General features: G+C 71.2%; 18 protein-coding genes. 10 read left to right on the top strand and 8 right to left on the bottom strand.

Annotation, left to right across the window (positions count from 1 at the left end; genetic code table 11):
* Positions 1 to 10: 10 nt before the first annotated feature.
* Both KIH74_RS09730 and KIH74_RS09725 read right to left on the bottom strand, forming a co-directional pair.
* A complete protein-coding gene (locus KIH74_RS09730; protein WP_214155481.1) occupies positions 11 to 673 on the bottom strand; it encodes a potassium channel family protein in 663 nt (220 codons plus the stop codon).
* Positions 673 to 1341: a potassium channel family protein gene (locus KIH74_RS09725; protein WP_214155480.1), complete on the bottom strand. Its 669-nt coding sequence runs from the start codon at positions 1339 to 1341 to the stop codon at positions 673 to 675. Before KIH74_RS09725 ends, KIH74_RS09730 begins: the two co-directional genes overlap by 1 nt.
* A gap of 178 nt (positions 1342 to 1519) precedes the next feature.
* Here KIH74_RS09725 and KIH74_RS09720 point away from each other — a divergent pair, with 178 nt between their 5' ends.
* The 9 genes from KIH74_RS09720 (at position 1520) to dxs (ending at position 15476) form a co-directional block, all read left to right on the top strand.
* Positions 1520 to 3571, top strand: a complete 2052-nt coding sequence (locus KIH74_RS09720) for an APC family permease (protein ID WP_214155479.1) — start codon at positions 1520 to 1522, stop codon at positions 3569 to 3571.
* Entirely contained in the window at positions 3564 to 5075 is a 1512-nt protein-coding gene (locus KIH74_RS09715; protein ID WP_246571928.1) for a class I SAM-dependent RNA methyltransferase, read from the top strand. Before KIH74_RS09720 ends, KIH74_RS09715 begins: the two co-directional genes overlap by 8 nt.
* 256 nt (positions 5076 to 5331) lie before the next feature.
* A complete protein-coding gene (gene acnA, locus KIH74_RS09710) occupies positions 5332 to 8109 on the top strand; it encodes an aconitate hydratase AcnA (protein ID WP_308113700.1) in 2778 nt (925 codons plus the stop codon).
* Positions 8110 to 8420: 311 nt separating this feature from the next.
* Positions 8421 to 9536, top strand: a complete 1116-nt coding sequence (locus KIH74_RS09705) for a sugar ABC transporter substrate-binding protein (protein ID WP_214155477.1) — start codon at positions 8421 to 8423, stop codon at positions 9534 to 9536.
* A gap of 88 nt (positions 9537 to 9624) precedes the next feature.
* Positions 9625 to 10428 carry an ATP-binding cassette domain-containing protein gene (locus KIH74_RS09700; protein WP_214155476.1) on the top strand — a complete coding sequence of 268 codons (804 nt, stop codon included), beginning with the start codon at positions 9625 to 9627 and terminating at the stop codon, positions 10426 to 10428.
* Positions 10425 to 11687, top strand: a complete 1263-nt coding sequence (locus KIH74_RS09695) for a sugar ABC transporter permease (protein ID WP_214155475.1) — start codon at positions 10425 to 10427, stop codon at positions 11685 to 11687. The genes KIH74_RS09700 and KIH74_RS09695 overlap by 4 nt, the downstream gene beginning before the upstream one ends.
* Positions 11684 to 12889, top strand: coding sequence for an ROK family protein (locus KIH74_RS09690; RefSeq protein ID WP_214155474.1), 1206 nt, complete (start codon positions 11684 to 11686; stop codon positions 12887 to 12889). Before KIH74_RS09695 ends, KIH74_RS09690 begins: the two co-directional genes overlap by 4 nt.
* A 91-nt stretch (positions 12890 to 12980) precedes the next feature.
* Positions 12981 to 13352, top strand: coding sequence for a hypothetical protein (locus KIH74_RS09685; RefSeq protein ID WP_214155473.1), 372 nt, complete (start codon positions 12981 to 12983; stop codon positions 13350 to 13352).
* 219 nt (positions 13353 to 13571) lie between these two features.
* Positions 13572 to 15476 (top strand): 1-deoxy-D-xylulose-5-phosphate synthase, encoded by a 1905-nt coding sequence (gene dxs / locus KIH74_RS09680; RefSeq protein ID WP_214155472.1) that lies wholly within the window; start codon positions 13572 to 13574, stop codon positions 15474 to 15476.
* Between the two features lie 6 nt (positions 15477 to 15482).
* Here dxs and KIH74_RS09675 read toward each other — a convergent pair whose 3' ends face one another.
* The 6 genes from KIH74_RS09675 to KIH74_RS09650 form a co-directional block, all read right to left on the bottom strand.
* On the bottom strand, positions 15483 to 16301 hold the full coding sequence (locus KIH74_RS09675) for a hypothetical protein (protein ID WP_214155471.1): 819 nt from the start codon (positions 16299 to 16301) through the stop codon (positions 15483 to 15485).
* A gap of 214 nt (positions 16302 to 16515) precedes the next feature.
* On the bottom strand, positions 16516 to 18615 hold the full coding sequence (locus KIH74_RS09670; protein ID WP_214155470.1) for a 3-hydroxyacyl-CoA dehydrogenase NAD-binding domain-containing protein: 2100 nt from the start codon (positions 18613 to 18615) through the stop codon (positions 16516 to 16518).
* A 3-nt stretch (positions 18616 to 18618) separates the two neighbouring features.
* Complete coding sequence (locus KIH74_RS09665) at positions 18619 to 19860, bottom strand: thiolase family protein (RefSeq protein WP_214155469.1); 1242 nt, start codon at positions 19858 to 19860, stop codon at positions 18619 to 18621.
* A gap of 180 nt (positions 19861 to 20040) precedes the next feature.
* Positions 20041 to 21234, bottom strand: coding sequence for an HRDC domain-containing protein (locus KIH74_RS09660; protein ID WP_214155583.1), 1194 nt, complete (start codon positions 21232 to 21234; stop codon positions 20041 to 20043).
* A 403-nt stretch (positions 21235 to 21637) separates the two neighbouring features.
* The gene (locus tag KIH74_RS38470) at positions 21638 to 22237 is read right to left on the bottom strand and encodes a response regulator transcription factor (protein WP_214155468.1); all 600 of its coding nucleotides are present in this window, start codon (positions 22235 to 22237) and stop codon (positions 21638 to 21640) included.
* A gap of 112 nt (positions 22238 to 22349) precedes the next feature.
* On the bottom strand, positions 22350 to 22916 hold the full coding sequence (locus KIH74_RS09650) for a DUF3000 domain-containing protein (RefSeq protein ID WP_246572140.1): 567 nt from the start codon (positions 22914 to 22916) through the stop codon (positions 22350 to 22352).
* A 175-nt stretch (positions 22917 to 23091) separates the two neighbouring features.
* On the opposite strand from KIH74_RS09650, the gene hemE reads away from it, so the two are divergent.
* On the top strand, positions 23092 to 24180 hold the full coding sequence (hemE, locus tag KIH74_RS09645; RefSeq protein WP_308113681.1) for a uroporphyrinogen decarboxylase: 1089 nt from the start codon (positions 23092 to 23094) through the stop codon (positions 24178 to 24180).

The following is a 24180-nucleotide window of genomic DNA, read 5'->3' as shown; positions in this document are numbered from 1 at the left end:
CGGTGAGCCCTCAGGCCCGGGGGTTCAGCAGCTGCTGGAGTTCTTCTTCGCTCTCCGGCACGGTGATGAACATCAGCTCGTCACCGGCCTCCAGGGCGTCGTCACGGCTGGGCGCGATCGGCCGCTCGCCGCGGATGATGCCGACCAGCACGGTGTCGGCGGGCCAGTGGATCTCGCCGACGGTGGTGCCCGCCAGGGTGGAGTTGTCGGGCAGCGTCATCTCGACCATGGCGGCCTGACCCTGCTGGAACGTGAAGATGCGCACCAGCTCGCCCACCGACACGGCCTCTTCGACCAGGGCGGTCATCAGGCGCGGGGTGGACACCGCGACGTCCACCCCCCAGGCCTCGTCGAACATCCACTCGTTGGCCGGGGTGTTCACCCGGGCCACGGTGCGCGGCACGCCGTACTCGGTCTTCGACAGCAGCGAGACCACCAGGTTGGCCTTGTCGTCGCCGCTGGCGGCCACGACCACGTCGCAGTCCTCCAGCCCGGCGTCGGCCAGCGAGCTGATCTCACAGGCGTCGGCGAGCAGCCACTCCGCCTCCGGCACGCTGGTGACCCGGATGGCGTTGGGGTCCTTGTCGATCAGCAGCACCCGGTGCCCGTTGGTGAGCAGTTCCCGCGCGATCGAGCGGCCCACGCTGCCGGCCCCGACGATGACGATCCGCATCAGAGCTCATCCTTCGACGGCGCGACGGCCATTTTCTGTTCCACCGAGGTCAGCTGGTCGTGCCGCAGCACGAAGTGCACCAGGTCGCCCTCCTGATAGACGGTGTCGGCGCCCGGCACCAGGCCCTCGCCCAACCGGGTGAGAAAAGCCACGCGGGCCGCGGAGGCGGCCTCCAGCGAGGCCATCCGCCGGCCCACCCAGCCGGCGTGCACCTGCACCTCGGCGATGACCACGGCGCCGGACGGGTCGCGGAACTCGGAGATCGCGCCGGCCGGCAGCAGCCGGCGGGCCATCTGGTCGGCGGTCCAGCGCACGGTGGCCACGGTGGGGATGCCCAGGCGCTGGTACACCTCGGCCCGGCCCGGGTCGTAGATGCGCGCCACCACGTTGCTGACCCCGAACGTCTCGCGGGCCACCCGGGCGGCGAGGATGTTGGAGTTGTCACCGTTGCTGACGGCCGCGAACGCGTACGCGTCCTCGATCCCGGCCTCGGTCAGGGTGTCGCGGTCGAAGCCCGGCCCGACCACCCGGCGGCCCTCGAAGTGCGGGCCCAGGCGGCGGAACGCGTTGGCGTTCTGATCGACCACCGCGACCGTGTGGCCGCGGTCCTCGACCATCTGGGCCAGGGTGGAACCGGTACGGCCGCATCCCATGATCACGAAGTGCACGTTCGTCCGGCCTTCTCTCCGAATCTGGTTCGCACCGCCCTCTCGGCACGTCCGCCGCCGAAGGTACACGCATTGGGCTCCGGAGTTCGCCCAAGGGAGGGTCAAGCTCCCTACCCGTTCGTCACCCGGGACCGGCCAGGTCTTGCCCGCCGGGGATGCGGGCCTACGATGACCCGTCGTGCCATCCTTTCCCGGCGCCGTCAAACAGCTCCTCATCGGACGGCCCGTGCGCAGCGAACGACTGGGCGAGACGCTTCTGCCCAAACGCATCGCTCTGCCGGTCTTCGCCTCCGACGCGCTGTCGTCCGTCGCCTATGCACCCGACGAAATCCTGCTCACGCTCGCCGCCGCGGGCCTGACGTCCTACGCGCTCTCGCCCTGGGTGGGCGTCGCCGTGGTCTTCGTCATGCTGATCGTGGTCGCCTCCTACCGCCAGAACGTGCACGCCTACCCCTCCGGCGGCGGTGACTACGAGGTGGCGACCGTCAACCTCGGGCCGACCGCCGGGATCACGGTGGCCAGCGCGCTGCTGGTGGACTACGTGCTCACCGTGGCGGTCTCGATCTCGTCCGGGGCGCAGTACGCGGCGTCGGCCATGCCGTTCCTGCGGGGCCACGAGGCCATGCTCGCCGTGCTGGTGGTGGCCCTGCTGACCACCATCAACCTGCGCGGCGTGCGGGAGTCGGGCAGCGCCTTCGCGGTGCCCACCTACGTGTTCATGTTCTCGATCCTCGGGATGAGCGCCTGGGGGTTCGTCAAGTACTTCTTCGGCGACCTGCCGATGGCCGAGAGCTCCGACCTGACGCTGATCCCGGAGGACCAGTTCAGCGAGGGCCTGGCCGGCCTGGCCGGTGGCTTCCTGCTGCTGCGCGCCTTCTCGTCCGGCTGCGCCGCCCTGACCGGTGTCGAGGCGATCAGCAACGGGGTGCCGGCGTTCAAGGTGCCCAAGAGCCGCAACGCCGCCACCACGCTGGCCATGCTCGGCGGCATCGCCGTGACCATGCTGATGTCGATCATCGTGCTGTCCCGGCTGATGCACGTGCGGTTCGCCGAGTTCCCGGCCGAGCAGCTGTTCCGCGACGGGCAGTCGGTGGGCGAGGGCTACGTGCAGGACCCGGTGATCGGGCAGGTGGCCCAGGCGCTGTTCGGCGGCTTCCCACCGATGTACTACCTGGTGACCTTCGCCACCGGGCTGATCCTGGTGCTGGCCGCGAACACCGCCTTCAACGGCTTCCCGGTGCTCGGCTCGATCCTGGCCAAGGACGACCTGCTGCCGCGTCAGCTGCACACCCGCGGCGACCGGCTGGCCTACAGCAACGGCATCATCCTGCTGGCAGCCGGCGCCAGCGCGCTGATCCTGGCCTTCGACGCCCAGGTCACGCGGCTGATCCAGCTCTACATCGTCGGGGTGTTCATCTCGTTCACGGTGAGCCAGACCGGCATGGTGCGGCACTGGACCCGGCTGCTGCGCAGCGAGACCGAGGCCGCCGCGCGGCGCAAGATGCAGCAGTCCCGGGTGATCAACGCGATCGGCGTGGCGATCACCGGCAGCGTGCTGGTGGTGGTGCTGATCACCAAGTTCACCCGCGGCGCCTACCTGGCCCTGCTGTTCATGGCCCTGCTGTTCGTGCTGATGATCGCGATCCGCCGGCACTACCGGAAGGTGCGTGCCGAGCTGGACGAGGAGGACGACACCAAGGGACGCGTGCTGCCCTCCCGGGTGCACGCGATCGTGCTGGTGTCGAAGCTGCACAAGCCCACGCTGCGGGCGCTCGCCTACGCCCGGGCCTCCCGGCCCTCGGTGCTGGAGGCGGTCACCGTGACGGTGGACCCGGACGAGACCCGGCGTCTCCAGGAGGAGTGGGACCGGCGCGACATCCCGGTGCCGCTGCGGGCCCTGGACTCGCCCTACCGGGAGATCACCCGGCCGGTGCTGAACTACGTGCGCAGTGTGCGCCGGGAGAGCCCGCGCGACCTGGTGGTGGTCTACGTGCCGGAGTACGTGGTCGGACGCTGGTGGGAGCAACTGCTGCACAACCAGAGTGCCCTGCGGCTCAAGAGCGGCCTGCACTTCATGTCCGGCGTGATCGTGGCCAGCGTGCCCTGGCAGCTGCACTCGTCGCGGTTGCGGCTGGGTGACGAGAGCAAGCCCGCACCCGGTGACGCCCGGCGCGGCACCCTGTCGCCGGCGTCCGGGGACGATGTGGTCAAGAAGGAAGAGAATGTCTAGTTCGTTCGGATCAATGGGGGACGACGAGAGCGGGCGCCGCCCGGCGCCGTCCCGCTCCTCCGGCCCGGCCGGGCCCGGGCTGGTCACCGATGAGCTGATCCAGCTGGAGGTCGGGCCGGTCGCCCACGGTGGGCACTGCGTGGCACGGTACGACGGACGGGTGGTCTTCGTCCGGCACGCCCTGCCCGGTGAGGTGGTGCTGGCCCGGCTGACCGAGTCGGCGCCCGACGCCAAGTTCTGGCGCGCCGACGCGGTCGAGGCGATCGAGCCCTCGCCCGAACGGGTGCAGCCGCCCTGCCCGGTGGCCGGGCCCGGGCTGTGCGGCGGCTGCGACTGGCAGCACGCCGACCTGACCACCCAGCGGCGGCTGAAGGCCGACGTGGTGACCGAGCAGCTGCGCCGGATCGCGAAGCTGGACCAGGTGCCCGACGTGGTGGTGGAGGGCCCGGACGGCGACGGGCTGGGCTGGCGCACCCGGGTGCGCTTCACGGTGGACACCGAGGGCCGGCCCGGGCTGCGCAAGCACCGCTCGCACGACGTGATCGCGGTGAAGGAGTGCCTGATCGCCGCGCCCGCCGCGAGCTCGCTCGGGGTGCTCGACGCGCGCTGGCCGAATGCGCTGGCGGTCGAGGTGATCTCGCCGTCGGTGGGCGACCCGCTGGTGGTGGCCGAGCCGGTGGCCGGGCGCACCGGCGACAAGCTGCGCCTGCCCAGGCTGCCGCTCGGCACCAACCTGGCCACCCGCGACGACACCGGTGTGCACCAGGTGAAGGGCCGCACCTGGGTGACCGAGGAGGTCACGGTCGACGGTGAGCCGCGTCCGTTCCGGGTGACCGGCACCGGTTTCTGGCAGGTGCACCCGGCTGCCGCGCAGACCCTGCTCGACGCCGTGCTCTCCGCCGCCGGCGCGCAGCCGGGGGAGCGGGCGCTGGACCTCTACGGCGGGGTCGGCCTGTTCGCGGCCGGGCTGGCCGCGCAGGTCGGCGTGACCGGCAGCGTGATCCTGGTCGAGGGCGACGCCCGGGCCTCCTCCGACGCCCGCCGCGGTCTGCACGACCTGGACCAGGTGCGGGTGGAGAACGGCTCGGTGCCGCGGGTGCTGCCCCGGCTCGCCGCCGACGGCGGGCCGCTGGCCCCGGCGGGCCCGGAGGGTGCGCGCGGCGGCGCGGACGTGGTCGTGCTCGACCCGCCGCGTTCCGGCGCGGGCAAGGACGTCATCGCCCAGGTCGTGGCCCTGGCCCCGCGGGTGGTGGTCTACGTGGCCTGCGACCCGGCGGCGCTGGCGCGTGACCTGGCGACGGCCGCCGCGGCCGGGTACCGGCTGACCGGCCTGCGGGCGTTCGACCTGTTCCCGATGACCCACCACGTGGAGTGCGTGGCCGTGCTGGAACCGGCCGGCGACCGGCCGGCCCCGGCGGCGGTCCCGGCCGTGGCGGAGCGGGCGCCGCGGCCCCGGGCCGGTGGCCGTCCGGGTGGTTCCGCGCGGGGGCGCCGCCGCAACTGATCAGCGCACCGGGACCGGCTCCCGCCCTGCCGGGTCGTGGTCCGGCGGGGGCGGTCCGGCGGGGCGAGGGTGCCCGGTGTTTCGTCGTCCACGGTCGGCCGTCGCCGCGAGCGCCCGCGCGTCGACCTGCCGCGCGGGCCGTGGAGGGGCAGTCTCTGAGTTAGGTTCGGCTAACTTATCTTGACGTCGAGATACTTTAGTATGGTCCCCGGAGACAGACGGTCTACGACGATCTAAGGAGCTCTCGTTGAGCAGTGTGAGAAGCCTCGACAGCTTTGGCGCCCGCGGCGAGCTCGCCGTCGGTGACGCCGGCTACGACATCTTCCGGCTCTCGGCCGTCCCCGGTGCGGCCGAGCTGCCGTTCAGCCTGAAGGTCCTGCTGGAGAACCTGCTGCGCACCGAGGACGGCGCGAACATCACCGCCGACCACATCCGTGCGCTGGCCGGCTGGGACCCGAAGGCCGACCCGGACACCGAGATCCAGTTCACCCCGGCCCGGGTGATCATGCAGGACTTCACCGGTGTGCCGTGCGTGGTCGACCTGGCCACCATGCGCGAGGCCGTGGCCGACCTGGGCGGCGACCCGGCCCGGATCAACCCGCTGGCCCCGGCCGAGATGGTCATCGACCACTCGGTCATCGCCGACGTGTTCGGCCGGCCGGACGCGTTCGAGAAGAACGTGGAGCTGGAGTACCAGCGCAACGGCGAGCGCTACCAGTTCCTGCGCTGGGGCCAGACCGCCTTCGACGACTTCAAGGTGGTGCCCCCGGGCACCGGCATCGTGCACCAGGTCAACATCGAGCACCTGGCCCGCGTCGTGTTCGAACGCGACGGGATCGCCTATCCGGACACCTGCGTCGGCACCGACTCGCACACCACGATGGTCAACGGCATCGGCGTACTCGGCTGGGGCGTGGGCGGTATCGAGGCCGAGGCCGCGATGCTCGGCCAGCCGGTCAGCATGCTGATCCCGCGCGTGGTCGGCTTCAAGCTGAGCGGCGAGATCCCGGCCGGGGTCACCGCCACCGACGTCGTCCTGACCATCACCGAGCAGCTGCGCAAGCACGGCGTGGTGGGCAAGTTCGTCGAGTTCTACGGCGAGGGCGTGGGCGCGGTGCCGCTGGCCAACCGGGCCACGATCGGCAACATGAGCCCCGAGTTCGGCTCCACCTGTGCGATTTTCCCGATCGACGAGGTCACGCTCGACTACCTGCGCCTGACCGGCCGCAGCGACGAGCAGGTGGCGCTGGTCGAGGCGTACTGCAAGGAGCAGGGTCTCTGGCACGACCCGTCGTCCGAGGCGAAGTACTCCGAGTACCTCGAACTCGACCTGTCCACAGTGGTTCCCAGCATCGCCGGGCCGAAGCGCCCGCAGGACCGGATCGAGCTGTCGCACGCGAAGAAGTCGTTCCGCGGCACGATCGGTGACTACGTGACGCCGGAGGGCCCGCAGGACGAGGCGGTGGCCGAGTCGTTCCCGGCCAGTGACGCCCCGGCCGCGTCGTCCACCAGCCCGGCCGACCGCCCGGTCAGCCCGCACGAGTCGAACGGCCGCCCGCACAAGCGGGTTCCGGTCACCCTGGCCGACGGTACGAAGACCGAGCTGGACCACGGCCACGTCACCATCGCCGCGATCACCAGCTGCACCAACACCTCCAACCCGTCCGTCATGGTGGCCGCCGCGCTGCTGGCGAAGAACGCGGTGGAGCGCGGACTCTCGGTCAAGCCGTGGGTGAAGACCACGATGGCGCCGGGTTCCAAGGTGGTCATGGACTACTACGCCAAGGCCGGCCTGACGCCGTACCTGGAGAAGCTCGGCTACCACCTGGTGGGCTACGGCTGCACCACCTGCATCGGCAACTCCGGCCCGCTGCCGGAGGAGATCTCGAACGCGGTGCAGGAGAACGACCTCACCGTGGTCTCGGTGCTGAGCGGTAACCGCAACTTCGAGGGCCGGATCAACCCGGACATCAAGATGAACTACCTGGCCTCGCCGCCGCTGGTGATCGCCTACGCGCTCGCGGGCAGCATGGACTGGGACCCGGAGACCGACCCGATCGGCCAGGACTCGTCCGGCAACGACGTGTTCATGCGCGAGATCTGGCCCAGCGCGCAGGAAGTCGCACGGGTGGTGGAGGACTCGATCACCAAGGACATGTTCGTCGGGGACTACGCCGACGTGTTCGCCGGTGACGAGCGCTGGCAGTCGCTGCCCACCCCGGAGGGCGGCACCTTCGCCTGGGACGCCGAGAGCACCTACGTGCGTAAGCCTCCCTACTTCGAGGGCATGCAGAGCCAGCCGTCGCCGGTCACCGACATCGCCGGGGCCCGGGTGCTGGCGAAGCTGGGCGACTCGGTCACCACCGACCACATCAGCCCGGCCAGCTCGATCAAGGTGGACTCGCCCGCCGGCGTCTACCTGGCCGAGCACGGTGTGGCCCGGAAGGACTTCAACTCCTACGGTTCCCGTCGCGGCAACCACGAGGTGATGATCCGCGGCACCTTCGCCAACATCCGGCTGAAGAACCAGCTGCTGGACGGCGTCGAGGGTGGCTTCACCCGCAACTTCCTGGCCGGCGGGGAGCAGACCACGATCTACGACGCGGCCCAGGCCTATGCCGCCGAGCAGATCCCGCTGGTGGTGCTGGCCGGCAAGGAGTACGGCTCGGGGTCCAGCCGCGACTGGGCCGCGAAGGGCACCCGCCTGCTGGGTGTGCGTACCGTGATCGCCGAGAGCTACGAGCGCATCCACCGCTCGAACCTGATCGGCATGGGTGTGCTGCCGCTCCAGTTCCCGGCCGGCGAGAGCGCGACCTCGCTGGGCCTGAGCGGCACCGAGACCTTCGCCGTCGCCGGGGTGACCGAGCTGAACAACGGTTCCACCCCGTCCACCGTGAAGGTCACCGCCACCGCGGAAGACGGCTCGGTGAAGGAGTTCGACGCGGTGGTGCGCATCGACACCCCCGGCGAGGCGGACTACTACCGCAACGGCGGCATCCTCCAGTACGTGCTGCGGCAGCTGGTGAACTCGTAACACCTGACGTTCCGTGACCGGGCCCGTCCGGGTTCCCTCCGAGTGGGGGAATCCGGGCGGGCCCGCGTTTTTGGTTCAGGTAGCCCCTGCTCCGGTCGAGTGGAAGAGGCGGACGTTACCCAGCTGTGATGACCCAGGTCACGTATGCCGCTGGTGTTTCCGGGATCGGCGTGCATATGTTGTTCCCGGCAACATATCCGCGTCAGTGCCGACGATGGGGTTCTGACGGGATGAGTGCGCCGTCGGGACCCCGTGCCTGCGGGGTCCCCAGTCAGTGCCGGCGAAGACGCCGGTGCGAAGGAGGACCAGCAATGCGCAAGCACCTCTTTGCAGCCCTGACGGTCGGAACCGCCGGAATCCTGGCCCTCTCGGCCTGTGGCGGGGGTTCCAGCGACTCGTCGTCGGGCGGATCGGGCAGTGACGACACGGTCTCCGGCAAGGTGGGCGTGATCCTGCCGGACGCCGCATCCTCGGCCCGTTACGAGAGCGTCGACCGCCCGGCCCTCCAGGCCGCGTTCGACGACGCCGGTGTCGAGTCCGACATCCAGAACGCCGGTGGCGACGTGTCCAAGTTCCAGACCATCGCCGACGGCATGATCAGCAGCGGGGTCACCGTGCTGATCATCGACAGCCTCGACAACGACAGCGGTGCCGCCGTGATCAAGAAGGCCACGGACGCAGGCATTCCGGTCATCGACTACGACCGCCTGACGCTGGGCGGCGGTGCCTCGTACTACGTCTCGTTCGACAACGTGGCGGTCGGCACCGCGATCGGTGAGGGCCTCGTGTCGTGCATGAAGGCCAACGGCGACACCAGTGGCAAGGTGGTCGAGCTGAACGGCGCCTCCACCGACAACAACGCCACCCTGTTCAAGCAGGGTTACGACAAGGTGATCAAGGACGCCGGCTACGACGTGGTCGCCTCGCAGGCCGTGCCGGACTGGGACAACACCAAGGCCGGAACGATTTTCGAGCAGATCTACACCCAGCAGAAGGGTGACTTCGTCGGGGTCGCGGCCGCGAACGACGGCCTCGGCGGTGCGGTGATCGCCCGTCTGGACACCTCCGGCGAGGCCGGCAAGATCCCGGTTACCGGTCAGGACGCCACCGACGAGGGCCTCCAGCGGGTGCTGCTCGGCACCCAGTGCGTGACGATCTTCAAGGACATCAAGAACAAGGAAGCCGTCTCGGCCGCCAACCTGGCGGTGGCCCTGGCCAAGGGTGACACCGCCGCCGCGGACAAGCTGGCCACCGGCACCACCGAGGACACCGAGCTGGGCAAGGACGTGAAGTCCGTTCTGCTGGAGCCGGAGGCGATCACGGCCGACAAGGTCAAGGACGTCGTCGAGGCGGGCCAGACCACCGCGGACAAGCTCTGCACCACGGACGAGCTGAAGAAGGCCTGCGAGGAGAACGGCGTCTCCTGACGTCCGAGATGGCATGGTCCGGGCCCGGTCTCGTACCGGGCCCGGATCTTCCGGAGTTGATCGAGGACGCAGGGAGTAGCGGCCAGAGATGACAGAGAACACCCAGAACGCGGGCGGGGAACCGATCCTCAGCCTGCGGGGGATCAACAAGAGTTTCGGCGCGGTGCACGTGCTCAAGGACGTCGGCCTGGACGCCTGGGCCGGCAAGGTGACCGCCCTGGTCGGCGACAACGGCGCCGGCAAGTCGACTTTCGTCAAGGGCATCGCCGGCATCTACGCCTTCGACTCCGGTGACTACCGGTTCGAGGGCAACTCGGTGACGGTCAGCCACCCGAAGCAGTCGGCGGCGCTGGGCATCGAGGTCGTGTACCAGGACCTGGCCCTGTGCGACAACCTGGACGTCGTCCAGAACATGTTCCTGGGCCGGGAGATCCGGTCGGGTCTCACCCTGGACGAGACCTCGATGGAGCGTCGCGCGGAGGAGACCCTGGCGGGTCTCTCGGTGCGCACGCTGAAGTCGGTGCGGCAGAAGGTCTCCAGCCTGTCCGGTGGACAGCGGCAGACCGTGGCGATCGCGAAAGCCGTGCTGTGGAACAGCAAGGTGGTGATCCTCGACGAGCCGACCGCGGCGCTGGGCGTGGCCCAGACCGAGCAGGTGCTGCAACTCGTGCGCCGGCTCGCGGACAACGGCCTGGCCGTCATCCTGATCTCGCACAACATGAATGACGTGCTGCGGGTCTCCGACAGCGTGTGCGCGCTGTACCTGGGGCGCACCGCCGCCCAGGTGGACGCGAAGAGCACCACCACCACCCAGATCGTCGAGCTGATCACCTCGGGCCGCAGCGGCGACCTCGGTCTGCCGGCCTCACTCGCGCAGGAGGCGGTCGCATGACCACCGGAACCGCAGTCCCCACCGCGACCGCGGGGGACCCCCGCCCCGACGACAGCATCGGCGGCGCGGTGCGGGCCTACGTCAACAAGGTGCGAGGCGGTGACGTCGGCTCGCTGCCGGCCATTCTCGGGTTCATCGCTCTGGTGATCTTCTTCTCCGCCATGCGGCCGGAGAGTTTCGCCTCCACCCGGAACGCGGCCAACCTGCTCAACCAGGCGGCACCGGTGATCTTCATCGCGATGGGCCTGATCTTCGTGCTGCTGCTGGGCGAGATCGACCTGGCCGCCGGTTTCACCGCCGGCACCGGGGCGGCCGTGCTGGCCGTGCTGATGACGGAACACGGCGTGGCCTGGCCGATCGCGGTGCTGGCCTGTCTGGCCACCGGCGTCGTGATCGGCGCGTTCATGGGCACACTCGTGGCCCGCCTGAACATTCCCTCGTTCGTGGTCACCCTGGCCGGGTTCCTGGCGTTCCAGGGTGTGCTGCTGCTGATCGTCGGTGAGGGCGGCACGATCGGCGTCACCAACGAGACCATCCTGTCGATCATGAACAAGAACCTCAGCCCGGTGCTGGGGTGGGTGCTGACCGTGGTGGTGGTGGCCGGTTACGCGGGCGTCGCGCTGTTCGGTACCTGGAGCCGCCGCAAGGCGGATCTCCCGGTGCCCAGCTCCGCCGTGCTCGGGGCGAAGGTCGCCGCGCTGGCCGTGGTGATGATCGTGGTGACGATCCTGTTCAACCAGGAGCGGGCGGTGAACCCGGCGATCAAGTCGCTCAAGGGGATTCCGCTGATCGTGCCGTTCACCCTGGTCTTCCTGCTCGCCCTGACCTTCCTGCTGGGGAAGACCGCTTTCGGGCGGCACGTGTACGCGGTCGGCGGTAACACCGAGGCCGCGCGCCGCGCGGGCATCAACGTGCCGATGGTGAGGGTGGTCTGCTTCGCGATCGGGTCGATGATGGCCGCCATCGCGGGCATCCTGTTCGTCTCCTACAACAACGGGGTGTCGCCCACCACCGGTGGTTCCTCCACCCTGCTGTACGCGGTCGGCGCGGCGGTGATCGGCGGTACCTCGCTGTTCGGTGGCAAGGGGCGGATCATCGACGCGATCCTCGGTGGCCTGGTGGTGGCGGTGATCCAGAACGGTTTGCCGCTGATCACCCAGAAGTCTGGTATTCAGTTCATCGTGACCGGTGCCGTTCTGCTTCTCGCCGCAAGTGTCGATGCTCTGTCCCGTCGGCGGTCAGCCGCGACCGGCAGGTGACCGCCCGCCTCCCCGTCGGTGAGGCTCCGGACGTCCGTCGGCACAACCTGTCCCAGCTGCTGCGGTTGCTGCACCTGGGCGGGCCGATGCGGCGTGCGCAGCTCACCGGCCTGACCGGGCTCAACCGCAGCACGGTGGCCGGGCTGGTGGCCGAGCTGGCCTCCCTCGGCGCCGTGCTGGAAGAACCCGTCGAGGGCAGGAAGGGCAAGGCCGGCCGTCCGTCGGCGGTGGTGCGCACCCGGCCGGAGACGGTCCAGGTGCTCGCCGCCGACGTGTCGGTCGGGCGGGTGTCGATGGCCCTGATCGGTCTGGGCGGCACGATCGTGGCCCGCCGCAGCCGGCAGTTCTCCGACCCCTCGGCCCGCACCGTGGCCCGGCTCCTCGCCTCGCTCGGCCGGGAGCTGCTGGGCAGCCCCCGGGCCGGGCGGCACGTGCTCTCGCTCGGGGTGTCGGTGCCCGGGGTGGTGCGCGGGCAGGACGGCAACGTCCGGTTCGCGCCCAACCTGGGCTGGCAGGACCAGCCGCTCGGCGAGCTGCTGGCCGAGGCGCTGGCCGAGCGCGGCATCGACGGCCTGCGCACCGGCCTGGCCAACGACGGCGACCTCGGCGCCCTGGCCGAGCACCAGCGCGGCGTGGCCCGGGGCTACGACGACGTGGTGTTCGTCGAGGGCGAGACCGGCGTCGGCTGTGGGGTGATCACCGGTGGACGCTCGCTGGCCGGCTCCGGCGGGTACGCCGGGGAACTCGGTCACATCACCATCCGCCGCGGTGGGCGGCTGTGCCGCTGCGGGGCCCGGGGCTGCTGGGAGACCGAGATCGGGGCCGGGGCGATGGCCCGGGCCCTCGGTCTGCCCGAGGACTCCGACGAGAGCGAGGTCGGCCTGCTGCTGCGCTCCGGCAGCCCGGCGCTGTCGGCCCGGCTCGACGACGTGGCCGAGTACCTGGGTATCGGCCTGGCGAACGTGGTCAACGTGTTCAACCCGCGGATCGTGGTGCTCGGCGGCCTGCTCCAGGACCTGTACCCGCTGGTGGCCGCCCGGGTCACCGAGGTGATCGGCACTACCGCCCTGCGCGCCCCGATGGAACAGGTGCGGCTCGTGCTGCCCGAGCTGGGCAGCGACGCGGTGCTGCTGGGCGCGGCCGAGTACGCCTGGCAGGACGTGCTGGCCGACCCGGTGGCGGCGCTCCAGCCGGCGTCGTGACCCCTGGGCCGACGCCGCTCGGCGCAGCCCGACTCGCCCTTCCGGGGACGAACCGCGCCGGGCGGCAGGGGATTGGGGTTATCTACGGGACGTGAGTGAAAACGTGCAGCCGCCCGGCTGGCCCGGCGTCGTGCCCCCGCCCGGGGTGCCGGACTGGGAGCAGGCCGCGTCGGCCTGGCTGCTCGACCTGTGCCCGGCCGACTTCCGCGGCTACGGGGTGCTGCGCCGGCACCCGCTCGGCCTGGCCTGGCTGGCCTATCAGCACGTCGGCGCCGAGCGGGACGTGCTGGCCCGGGGGCTGAGCCGGATCCGCACCGAGCTCTCGCGCGACCTGCCGCCCGCCGCGCTGGAGGAGATGATCGAGGCGGTCGAGCACGAGCAGGCCCGGCTGATGGCGGCCGGGCGGGGCGTGGAGCTGATCGCCCGGGCGCTGCGGGGACACCGGTACATTCCGCGACTTTGAGTTCCGAACCGTGACAAGACGCATGTGGCGTGATGTGACGGAATTACGAAAGTTTCGCGGATCTAATCCATTACGGGCGCACGTTCGCAGCAGCGGCACGACGACGACCTTAGAATCACAGTCGGACGGCGGGCGTGCACGGCGGTGTTCGTCGTCCCTCAACGTTCTGGAGGGCTTCTCCGGATCCTGTTTCCCCGCAGCTGAGGAGATGCGTACTCGATGGTGGCGCTCACGGACATCCACGGACCGGACGACCTCCGAGCGCTCGACCTGCCTCAGCTCACCGATCTGGCGCAGCAGATCCGGACCTTCCTGATCCGTGAGGTGTCGCGCACCGGTGGCCACCTGGGCCCGAATCTGGGTGTGGTCGAGCTGACCCTGGCGGTGCACCGGGTGTTCCAGTCCCCGCAGGACCAGATCGTGTTCGACACCGGCCACCAGTCGTACGTGCACAAGCTGCTCACCGGCCGGCACGACTTCAGCGCGCTCAAGCGCCTGGGCGGCCTGTCCGGATACCCCTCGCGCGCCGAGTCCGAGCACGACATCGTCGAGAGCAGTCACGCCTCCTCCTCGCTGTCCTGGGCCGACGGCCTGGCCAAGGCCAACCAGCTGACCGGCCGCGGCGACCGGCACGTGGTCGCGATCATCGGCGACGGCGCGCTGACCGGCGGCATGGCCTGGGAGGCCCTGAACAACATCGCGGTCGGCCAGGAGCGCAACCTGGTGATCGTGGTCAACGACAACGAGCGCTCGTACGCCCCGACGATCGGCGGGCTGTCCGAGCGGCTGGCCACGCTGCGCACGCTGAACAGCTACGAGCGGGTGCTCGACCTGGGCAAGTCGGTGCTCCAGCGCGGGGGCACGCCGGGCCGGCTGGCCTACGGCACCCTGCACGGCATGAAGAAGGGGATCAAGGACATCGTGGCCCCGCAGGGCCTGTTCGAGGATCTCGGCATCAAGTACGTCGGCCCGGTCGACGGCCACGACCAGGAGGCGATGGAGTTCGCCCTGGGCCGGGCCAAGGCGTTCGGCGGCCCGGTGATCGTGCACGCGATCACCGAGAAGGGCCGCGGCTACGCCCCGGCCCGCAACGACGAGGCCGACCAGTTCCACGCCATCGGTGTGATCGACCCGGAGACCGGCAAGCCGCTCAGCAGCGGCGGCGGGCAGAAGTGGACCAGCGTCTTCGCCGACGAGATCGTCCGGATCGCCGACGAGCGTCCCGACGTGGTCGGCATCACCGCGGCCATGCTGATCCCGGTCGGCCTGCACCGCTTCGCCGAGAAGCACCCGAGCCGGGTGTTCGACGTCGGTATCGCCGAGCAGCACGCCGTGGCCAGCGCCGCCGGTATGGCCCGCGGTGGCCTGCACCCGGTGGTCGCGGTCTACGCCACGTTCCTGAACCGGGCCTTCGACCAGGTGCTGATGGACGTCGCCCTGCACCGCGAGGGCGTCACGTTCGTGCTGGACCGGGCCGGGGTCACCGGTGACGACGGCGCCAGCCACAACGGCGTGTGGGACCTGTCGCTGCTGGGCCTGGTGCCGGACATCCGGATCGCCGCCCCGCGCGACGCCGCCCGGCTGCGCGAGCTGCTGCGTGAGGCGGTCGCGGTGGAGGACGGCCCGACCGTGCTGCGCTTCCAGAAGGGCCAGGTGGCCGACGAGGTGACCGCCACCGGCCGGGTCGGCGGCATGGACGTGCTGCACCGTGAGGGCGACGAGGACGTGCTGGTGGTGGCCGTCGGCTCGATGGTCGGGCTCGGCCTGGCCGTGGCCGAGGGACTGAACCAGCAGGGCATCGGCGTCACCGTGGTGGACCCGCGCTGGGTGCTGCCGGTCGACGGCGCGCTGCCCGGCCTGGCCGCGCGGCACCAGCTGGTCGTGGTGGTCGAGGACAACGGGGTGGCCGGCGGCGTGGCCACGCAGGTCACGGCGGCGCTGGCCGGTGCCCGGGTGCCCACCCCGGTGCGCGGTTTCGGCATCCCGCAGCAGTTCCTCGACCACGCCAGCCGGGCCCAGGTGCTGGAGCAGGTCGGGCTGACCGCGCAGGCGGTCTCGCGCGAGGTGGTCGAGCACTTCTCCCGGCAGTCCGAGAGCGCGATGGAAGACCTGCCCCGCGCCTGAGGGTCTTCAGAGGGCGGCGTGCCGGCCCCGGCGGGGTTGCCGGGGCACGGCCACCTCGTCGGTGGTGACCAGCAGCGGCGTCTCCAGGCCACGCTCCGGCCCGTCGGTGAGGTGCCAGGCGGTGCGCACGAAGTCGGGGTCGACGTGCCGCAGGTCGTACCAGGCGCGCTGACGGGTGGGGGAGGCCACGGCCCGCATGCCCACCCCGTCGCCCTCGGCCAGGTGCTTGCGCAGGGTGCGGGAGGTCAGCAGGGCCAGCACGTCGCAGCCGCCGACCGGGCGGATCACGCCGCTCACGCCGTCCCGGGCCAGCCGGGCCGCCGACAGCGCTCCCATCCGCTCGGTGTACTCGCGCAGCGCGGCCCAGGAGTCCCGCCCGCGAGCGCCCACCCGGGCGGCCAGCGAGGGCGGCAGCGGCACGCAGCGGTCCGGGTCGTCGAGCAGCCCGTACACGCCGTAGCCCAGCTCCAGCGCGCCGCCGGGCAGGGCCTGCACGACCCAGTCCGGGCCGAGGTGGTCGGCATGGCCGGGGGGTAGGGCGACCAGGCGCAGGGCCTCGCGGAAACCGGCCGCCGCCTCGTCGCCGAGGTCCGCTGCCAGCCGGTGCAACCGCAGCAGCACACCCACCCGGTGCCGGGCCGTCTCGCTCTCGGCCGGCTCGGAGCCGACCACCTGACGGATCATCTGCCAGGTCACCAGCACACCCGTCAGGTCCGGTACGAGCACCCCGTCGTCCGCCGGTTCCAGGTCGATGTCGTCGAGGACACTGACGGCGAGAACACAGCGTCGCAGCGCGGTTCCGTCGGCTTCGGGGGCATGGTGCATGGTGCCCACCGTAAACGCGGAGAGTGGGCTCGGTGTCCGACTGGCCCGTTCTGAGTCCCAACTGTGAACGCTGTGTACCCGGACGTCGGGTGAGTATTCACGAATCGCGCCGCGACGGTGACTCAGCGCAGTATCGCTGTGATCAATCTCCCTCGGTGATCGTGCCGGAGTTCTCTGGAGATCTCCTGCACGATCACCTCGGGAGGCTGGGGAACTACAGCGTCGCCTCGCCCACCGGCAGGAAGCGCCGTCCCAGCACCCGCTCGCTGTAGCCCTCGCGGTCCAGGTAGGGCGTGATGCCGCCGAGGTGGAACGGCCATCCGGCGCCCATGATCATGCACAGGTCGATATCTTGCGGATGACGCACGACCCCCTCGTCGAGCATCAGGCCGATCTCCTCGGTGATGGCCGTCAGGGTGCGGTCGCGGATCTCCTCGGCGCCGGACGCCTTGTCACCCGTCTCGAACAGCGCGGCCGTGTCGTCGTCCACAAAGGGTTTGCCCTCGGCGTCGTACGACCAGATGGCCGGCTTGCCGGCCGCGACCAGACGGCCCAGGTTCTCCGACACGCCGAACCGGTCCGGGTAGGCGCCGTGCAGCGTCTCGGACACGTGCTGCGCGATCGCCGGGCCGACCAGGGCCAGCAGCAGGAACGGGCTCATCGGCAGCCCGAGCGGGGCCAGCGCGCCGTCGGCCACGTGCAGGTCGCTGCCCTCGTCGACGGTCGTGACCACCTCGCCCATCATCCGGGTGAGGAGCCGGTTGACGATGAACGCGGGGGCGTCGGCGGCCAGCACGCAGGTCTTCCTCAGGGCCTTGCCGAGCTGGAACACCGTGGCCAGCGTGGCCTCGTCGGTCTTCTCCGCCCGCACCACCTCGACCAGCGGCAGGATCGCCACCGGGTTGAAGAAGTGGAAGCCGGCCACCCGCTCCGGGTGCTCCAGGCCGGCGGCCATATCGGTGACCGACAGGGACGAGGTGTTGGTCAGCAGCACGCAGGTCTCCGGCACCACCGCCTCGAGCTCGGCGAACACCTGCTTCTTCACCGCGAGGTCCTCGAACACCGCCTCGATCACCACGTCGGCGTCGGCGAACGCGGTCTTGTCGGTGGTGCCTCGCACCAGGGCCTTGAGCCGGTTGCCGGCGTCGGCGCTCAGCCGGCCCTTGAGCAGCAGCTTGTCGATCTCGTCGTGGACGTACCGCACGCCCTTGTCCACCCGGTCCTGGTCCAGGTCGGTGAGGGTGACGGGAACCTTGAGACGACGGACGAACAGCAGCGCGAGCTGCCCGGCCATCAGCCCGGCCCCGACCACGCCGACCGAGCCGACCTTGCGGGCCAGGCTCTTGTCGGGCGCCCCGAACGGCTTGCGGGCGCGCTTGTTCACCAGGTCGAAGGCGTACAGCCCGGCCCGCAGCTCCTGGCTGACGGCCATGTCGGCGAGCGCCTCGTCCTCGGCCGCGAAACCCTCGTCGCGCGAGGCGGACCGGGCGCCGGAGACCAGCTCGATCGCCCGGTAGGGGGCCGGGGCGGCTCCGCCGATCTTGGAGTCGGCGAACGCCTTCGCCTCGGCCGCGGCCGCCGCCCAGGTGGCTTCGGAGCGGTCGACGGGAGGGCGCTGCACGGTCGTCGCGCCCTGGAGCACGGACGAGGCCCAGGCCAGCGACTGCTCCAGGAAGTCCGCGGGCTCGAAGAGTGCGTCGGCGATGCCGAGCCGGTGCGCCTTGGGCCCGTTCAGCATGCGGTTGTTGCTCAGCGGGTTCTTGATGATCAGCTCGAACGCCGCGGCCGGGCCGATCAGGTTCGGCAGCAGGTAGGTGCCGCCCCAGCCGGGGATCAGCCCGAGGAAGCACTCCGGCAGCGCCACGGCCGGCACCCCGGCCGAGATCGTCCGGTAGGTGCAGTGCAGCGCGATCTCCAGGCCGCCGCCCAGGGCCGCGCCGTTGACGAAGGCGAAGCTGGGCACCGGCAGTTCGCCCAGGCGGCGGAACACGTCGTGCCCGAGCCGGGCGACCGCCAGCGCGTCGTCGCGCGAGGCCTCGCCCTTCATCAGGTTCAGGTCGGCGCCGGCGGCCAGGAAGAACGGCTTGCCGGTGACCGCCACCGCGACGATCTCACCGGCCTGTGCCCGGGCCCGGGCGGTGTCGAGCGCCTCACCGAGGGCGGTCAGCCCGCGCAGGCCGAACGTGGTGGGACGCGTGTGGTCGAGTCCGTTGTCGAGCGTGATCAGCACGAGAGTGCCCGCGGGGAGCGTGATGTCGCGGGCCAGGGCGTGCGTGACCACCTCGTCGGGGGCCTGCTCCAGAAGGTCGGTCATCGCTCAGGCCTCCTCGCCCTTCGAGGTCAGGTAGTCGGGGTGCAGCGGGTTCTCCCAGATCACCGAGCCGCCCATGCCGATGCCGATGCACATCGTGGTGAGCCCGTAGCGCACCTCCGGGTGCTCCTCGAAATGCCGGGCCAGCTGCGTCATCAGGCGCACGCCGGAGGCGGCGAGGGGATGGCCGAGGGCGATCGCGCCGCCGTCCGGGTTGACCCGCGGGTCGTCGTCCTTGATGCCGTAGAAGTCGAGGAAGCTCAGCACCTGCACGGCGAAGGCCTCGTTGATCTCGAACAGGCCGATGTCGTCGATGGTGAGACCGGCCAGCTTGAGCGCCCTTTCGGTGGCGGGCACCGGGCCGTAGCCCATCACCTCCGGCTCGACGCCCTTGAAGGCGTAGCTGACCAGCCGCATCCGCACCGGCAGGCCGAGCTCGGCGGCGGTGTCGGCGGAGGCCAGCAGGCAGGCCGTGGCGCCGTCGTTCAGGCCCGCCGCGTTCCCCGCCGTGATCCGCCCGTGCGGCCGGAAGGGCGTCTTCAGGCCGGCCAGCCCGTCGAGAGTCGTGCCCGGGCGCGGTGGTTCGTCGGCGACCGCGAGGCCCCAGCCCTGCTCGGTGCTGCGGGTGGCCATCGGCACCAGGTCGCGCTGGATGCGCCCGGCCTCGTAGGCGGCCTGCACCTTGGCCTGGCTGGCCACCGCGTAGGCGTCCGCGCGTTCCTTGGTCAGGTGCGGGAACCGGTCGTGCAGGTTCTCCGCGGTCTCACCCATCACCAGGGCGGAGGAGTCGACGATCTTCTCCGACACGAAGCGCGGGTTCGGGTCCACGCCCTCGCCCATCGGGTGGTGGCCCATGTGCTCGACGCCGCCGGCGATCGCCACGTCGTAGGCGCCGAAGGCGATGCCGGAGGCCGTGGTGGTGACGGCGGTCATGGCGCCCGCGCACATCCGGTCGATCGCGTAGCCGGGGACGCTCCTGGGCAGCCCGGACAGCAGGGCGGCGGTGCGGCCGATGGTCAGCCCCTGGTCGCCGATCTGCGTGGTGGCCGCGACCGCGACCTCGTCCACCTGCTCGGGGGGTAGTTCGGGATGCCGCCTCAGCAGCTCCCGGATGCAGCGCACGACCAGGTCGTCGGCGCGGGTCTGGGCGTAGATCCCCTTCTCGCCCGCCTTGCCGAAGGGAGTGCGGACACCGTCGACGAAGACGACATCCCTTGATGTGCCGGGCACGTGACCTCCCGAGATCATGAGCCGGCAGATCAGCTGTGCTGCGCCGGCGCTGGCGTAGTCATCTGGATACTACTCGCTGGTAACGACAGCCGCTAAGCGGTCGCTCACCCAGTGCTGTAGCGAGACTACCCCGCTCCCGGCGCACCGGAAGGGGGCGGCGGGAGCAGGATCGGGGTTGATCCGGGTTGATCCGGGTGATCAGGCCTCGGGCTGCGGGGCCTGGGTGTGCAGGGCGGCCACCAGACGATCGGTGATCAGCCCGATCTGCCAGGGCCGGGTGCCGGCGGTCTCCAGCCGGGCCCGCACCGCCTCGGCGGTCAGCTCGGCCGGCGGCGACCAGGAAAGCCGGCGCACGGTGTCGGGGGAGATCAGGTTCTCGACCGGCATGCCCAGCTCGGCGGCCAGTTCGCCCATCGAGGCCCGGGCGGCGGCCAGCCGGGCGGCCGCCGCGGCGTCGCGCTCGGCCCAGACCCGCGGCGGGGGCGGGCCCTCGCTGGGCAGATGCTGCGGCGGGAGCTCGGCGTCGGGCAGCTGCCGGGCGCGGTTCACGGCCTCGGTCCACTGCCGGGCGTAGCGCCGGGCGCCGCGGCCGTTGAAGGCGGGCAGCGCGATCAGCGCGCTGAGTGCGGTGGGCATGGCCAGGGCGGCCTCGATGATCGCGGCGTCACCCAGCACCCGGCCGGGCGACAGGTCGCGCTGGCGGGCGATCGCGTCACGGGTCTGCCAGAGCTCGCGCACGGCGGCCAGGCGGCGCCGGTCACGCACCCGGTGCATGCCCGAGGTGCGGCGCCACGGGTCCACCCGCGGGGCCGGCGGCGGGGTGGCGGCGACGGCGGCGAACTCCTCCATCGCCCAGGCCAGCTTGCCCTGCCGGGACAGCTCGGCGGCGACCCCGTCGCGCAGGTCGACCAGCACCTCGACGTCGAGTGCGGCGTAGCGCAGCCAGGGCTCGGGCAGCGGGCGGGTGCTCCAGTCGACGGCCGAGTGCTCCTTGGCCAGACTCAGGCCGAGCATCTCCTCGACCATCGCGGCCAGGCCGACCCGGGGGTACCCGGCCAGCCGGGCACCGAGCTCGGTGTCGAAGATCAGGGTGGGGCGCAGGCCGACCTCCCAGAGGCAGGGCAGGTCTTGCGAGGCCGCGTGGAGAACCCACTCGGCGTCGGCGATCACCGCGTTCAGGCCGCTCAGGTCGGGCAGGGCCACCGGGTCGATCAGGGCCGTGCCGGCCCCCTCGCGGCGCAGCTGCACCAGGAAGGCACGCTGGCCGTAGCGATGGCCGGAGGCCCGCTCGGCGTCGACCGCGACCGGGCCGCTGCCGTGCGCGAAGGCGTCGATGACCGCCTCGAGAGTCGCGACGTCGCTGACCACCGGGGGAACACCGTCCCGAGGCATGTCGAGCCGTTCCAGCACGCGCTCGCCGTCGGGGCTACCGGCTGCGGAACTACCGGCCGCCGGGGCACCGTCCGGGGTCAAAGAATCGCTCCTCCCTTCGTCAATCGACACAAACCCCACCGTAGCCTGCCGTCCGCCGGTGTCGCTTGTTCTGCTGTGTGACGTTGCAGTGTGTGATGCGACTCGGGGGAGGACGACCAGGATCTGACCGTCCGGCCCGGATCGGTGACGGGCCGGGCATTGTCAGACTGCCAGCGATCGGAGTCCGTGTCCGGGGCAGCACCGGGACGACGATCGACCGTGACGTGTGTCACGTTCGGCGTGCACCCGATGTTGCACCACCCATATCACCCGATCCAGGCGCAGAAATCGACCTCTTTTGCGGGTGTTCCAAAGTGATCTGTCAGGCGATCACGCCGGAGCGCAGCGATGTGGCCACCATCTCGGCCCGGTCACCGGTGCCCAGTTTACGGGCGATCCGGGCGAGATGGCTCTTCACGGTCAGGGCCGAAAGGCCCAGGGCGACGCCGATGTCCTTGTTCGACTTGCCCTCGGCCACCAGTTGCAGCACCTGGATCTCGCGGGCCGACAGCGAGTCGACCCCCTCGCCCCGGTCGGCGGACGGGCGGGGGGTGCCGGTGCCGGCGGCCGACACCACGTAGCAGCGGATGCCGGCGCCCACCGCGGCCCGCACGCTGTACGGGTCGTCGCTCGTGGCCACCACCATGCCGCGCTGCCACCCGGCCTGCCGCAGCTCCCGCACCAGGGCGATGCCGGAGCCGTCGGGCAGGCCCGCCTCGGCCACCACCAGGTCGGCGATGCCGGCGGCGGCGCGCTGACGGGCCTCGGCCACGGTGCTGATCTCGAGAACGTGCCGCGCGCCCATGGCCCGCAGGGTGTGGGCCACGGTCTCGCGTACGGCAGGGCTGTTGACCACGACCATCGCGGCGAAGCGGCCCGGCCGCGGCACCGCAACTCCTGTTCGCTCCACGAGTGTGGTCACCTCAGCCTCCAAGGGATATCGGGCCCGGCTGACCGGGTCGACTGCTCCCAGAAGGATCGGCACCGCCAGGTGGCGACTTGAGATAGAGGTCGTACGGGTGTCAGCGGCGCCCTCAACGACGACGTCGGGGCAGGGCGGTCACCCCCGGCGCCACCGGGGGCAGGCCACCCACCGTGCACAGCAGTTCGGACCAGGCGGTGAGATGGATCACCGCGTCGTTCACCGGCGTCCACGACGCCCGCAGCTCGATGTCGACCGTGGGGGTCTGCCCGGCCAGGGCGCCGAACGACTCGGACACCACCCGGGTGATCGTGCCGCCCGAGGCCCGGTGCTCGGCCCCCGCGGCGGACAGCGACTCCTGGAGCCAGGCCCAGCCGACCTGCCCCATCAGCGGATCGGTGGCCAGGTCGCTCTCCAGCGCCGCGCGGATGAAACTCACCACCCGGTAGGTGCCCTCCCAGGGCTCCGGCGCGGACGGGTCGTGCAGCAGGACGAATCGCCCGGTGGCCAGCTCCTCGTCGTCCTCCGTGACGACGTCGGCGGAGAGGGCCAGCGCGAAGGGGGCTATCCGCTGCGGCGCGGGCACCTCCTCGAGGGTCACCTCCGGGCGCAGCCTGGCGCCGCGCAGCCGGGAGACCACGTCGAGGAAATCCTCGGGTGCGTCGTCGGACATCCTCATGGCAGCCACGTTCGCAGCGTACGGTGACGGATCGCCACTATCGGGGACGACGCGCCCAATCCCGGGGCCAGCCCCACCCATTTCGCGTACACCGTGTGACCACCACCGGCTCCTCCGGCGCGGAGAGTGTGCTGCCGCGTGTTCGTGACCGGCGATGAGCTGAGAGGATCGGCGCGTGCCCACCGAGTTCCCGGCCCTGCCCGTAGCCGCCCGTGACCCCCGCCTGCGTGATGCACCGCTCCTGGCGGCCGCCCGCCGCGAGCAGCCGGCGGTCGCGCCGGTCTGGTTCATGCGGCAGGCCGGGCGCTCGCTGCCGGAGTACCGCAGGGTGCGCGAGGGCATCGCGATGCTGGACAGCTGCCGCCGCCCCGAGCTGGTCACCGAGATCACGCTCCAGCCGGTGCGGCGCTACGGCGTGGACGCCGCCATCTTCTTCTCCGACATCGTGGTGCCGCTGAAGGCCGTCGGGGTCGGGCTGGACATCAAGCCGGGCATCGGGCCGGTGATCGAGCAGCCGTTCCGCACCTGGGCCGACCTGGACCGGATCCCGGAGCTCGACCCCTCGATGATCCCCGACATCACCGAGTCGGTGCGGCTTCTCACCGCGGAGCTCGGCGGCACCCCGCTGATCGGCTTCGCCGGGGCGCCGTTCACCCTGGCCTCGTACCTGGTCGAGGGCGGCCCGAGTCGCGACCTGGCCCGGACCAAGGCCCTGATGTATGCCGAACCGGATCTGTGGCGCGCGCTGCTCGACCGGCTGGCGCAGATCTCCGGGGCCTTCCTGCGGGTCCAGGTGGCGGCCGGGGCTTCTGCCGTGCAGCTGTTCGACTCCTGGGTGGGCGCCCTGCCGCTGGCCGACTACCGCAGCCACGTGCAGCCGGCCTCGGCCGCGGTGCTGGCGGCGGTGAAGGACCTCGACCCCACGGTGCCGCGCATCCACTTCGGGGTGCAGACCGGCGAGCTGCTGCCGGCGATGGCCGAGGCCGGGGCCGACGTGGTGGGCGTCGACTTCCGGCTGCCGCTGGAGGAGGCCTCCGAGCGACTCGGGCAGCGCTACGCCGTGCAGGGAAACCTCGATCCGGCGCTGCTTTTCGCTCCCCACGAGGTGCTGCGTGAGCGGGTGCGGAGCACGCTGCTGAGCGGTGCCCTGGCACCCGGTCACATCTTCAACCTCGGTCACGGCGTGATGCCCGGCACCGACCCGGACGCGCTCAAGTTCGTGGTCGACACCATCCGCTCGTACAAGATCGCCGAGTACCGGTAG

This window comes from Kineosporia corallincola (assembly GCF_018499875.1).
GTDB classification, from domain to species: Bacteria; Actinomycetota; Actinomycetes; order Actinomycetales; family Kineosporiaceae; genus Kineosporia; species Kineosporia corallincola.
The sequence above is the reverse complement of the archived record's forward strand: the minus strand, read 5'-3'. Positions and strand labels throughout refer to the sequence as shown.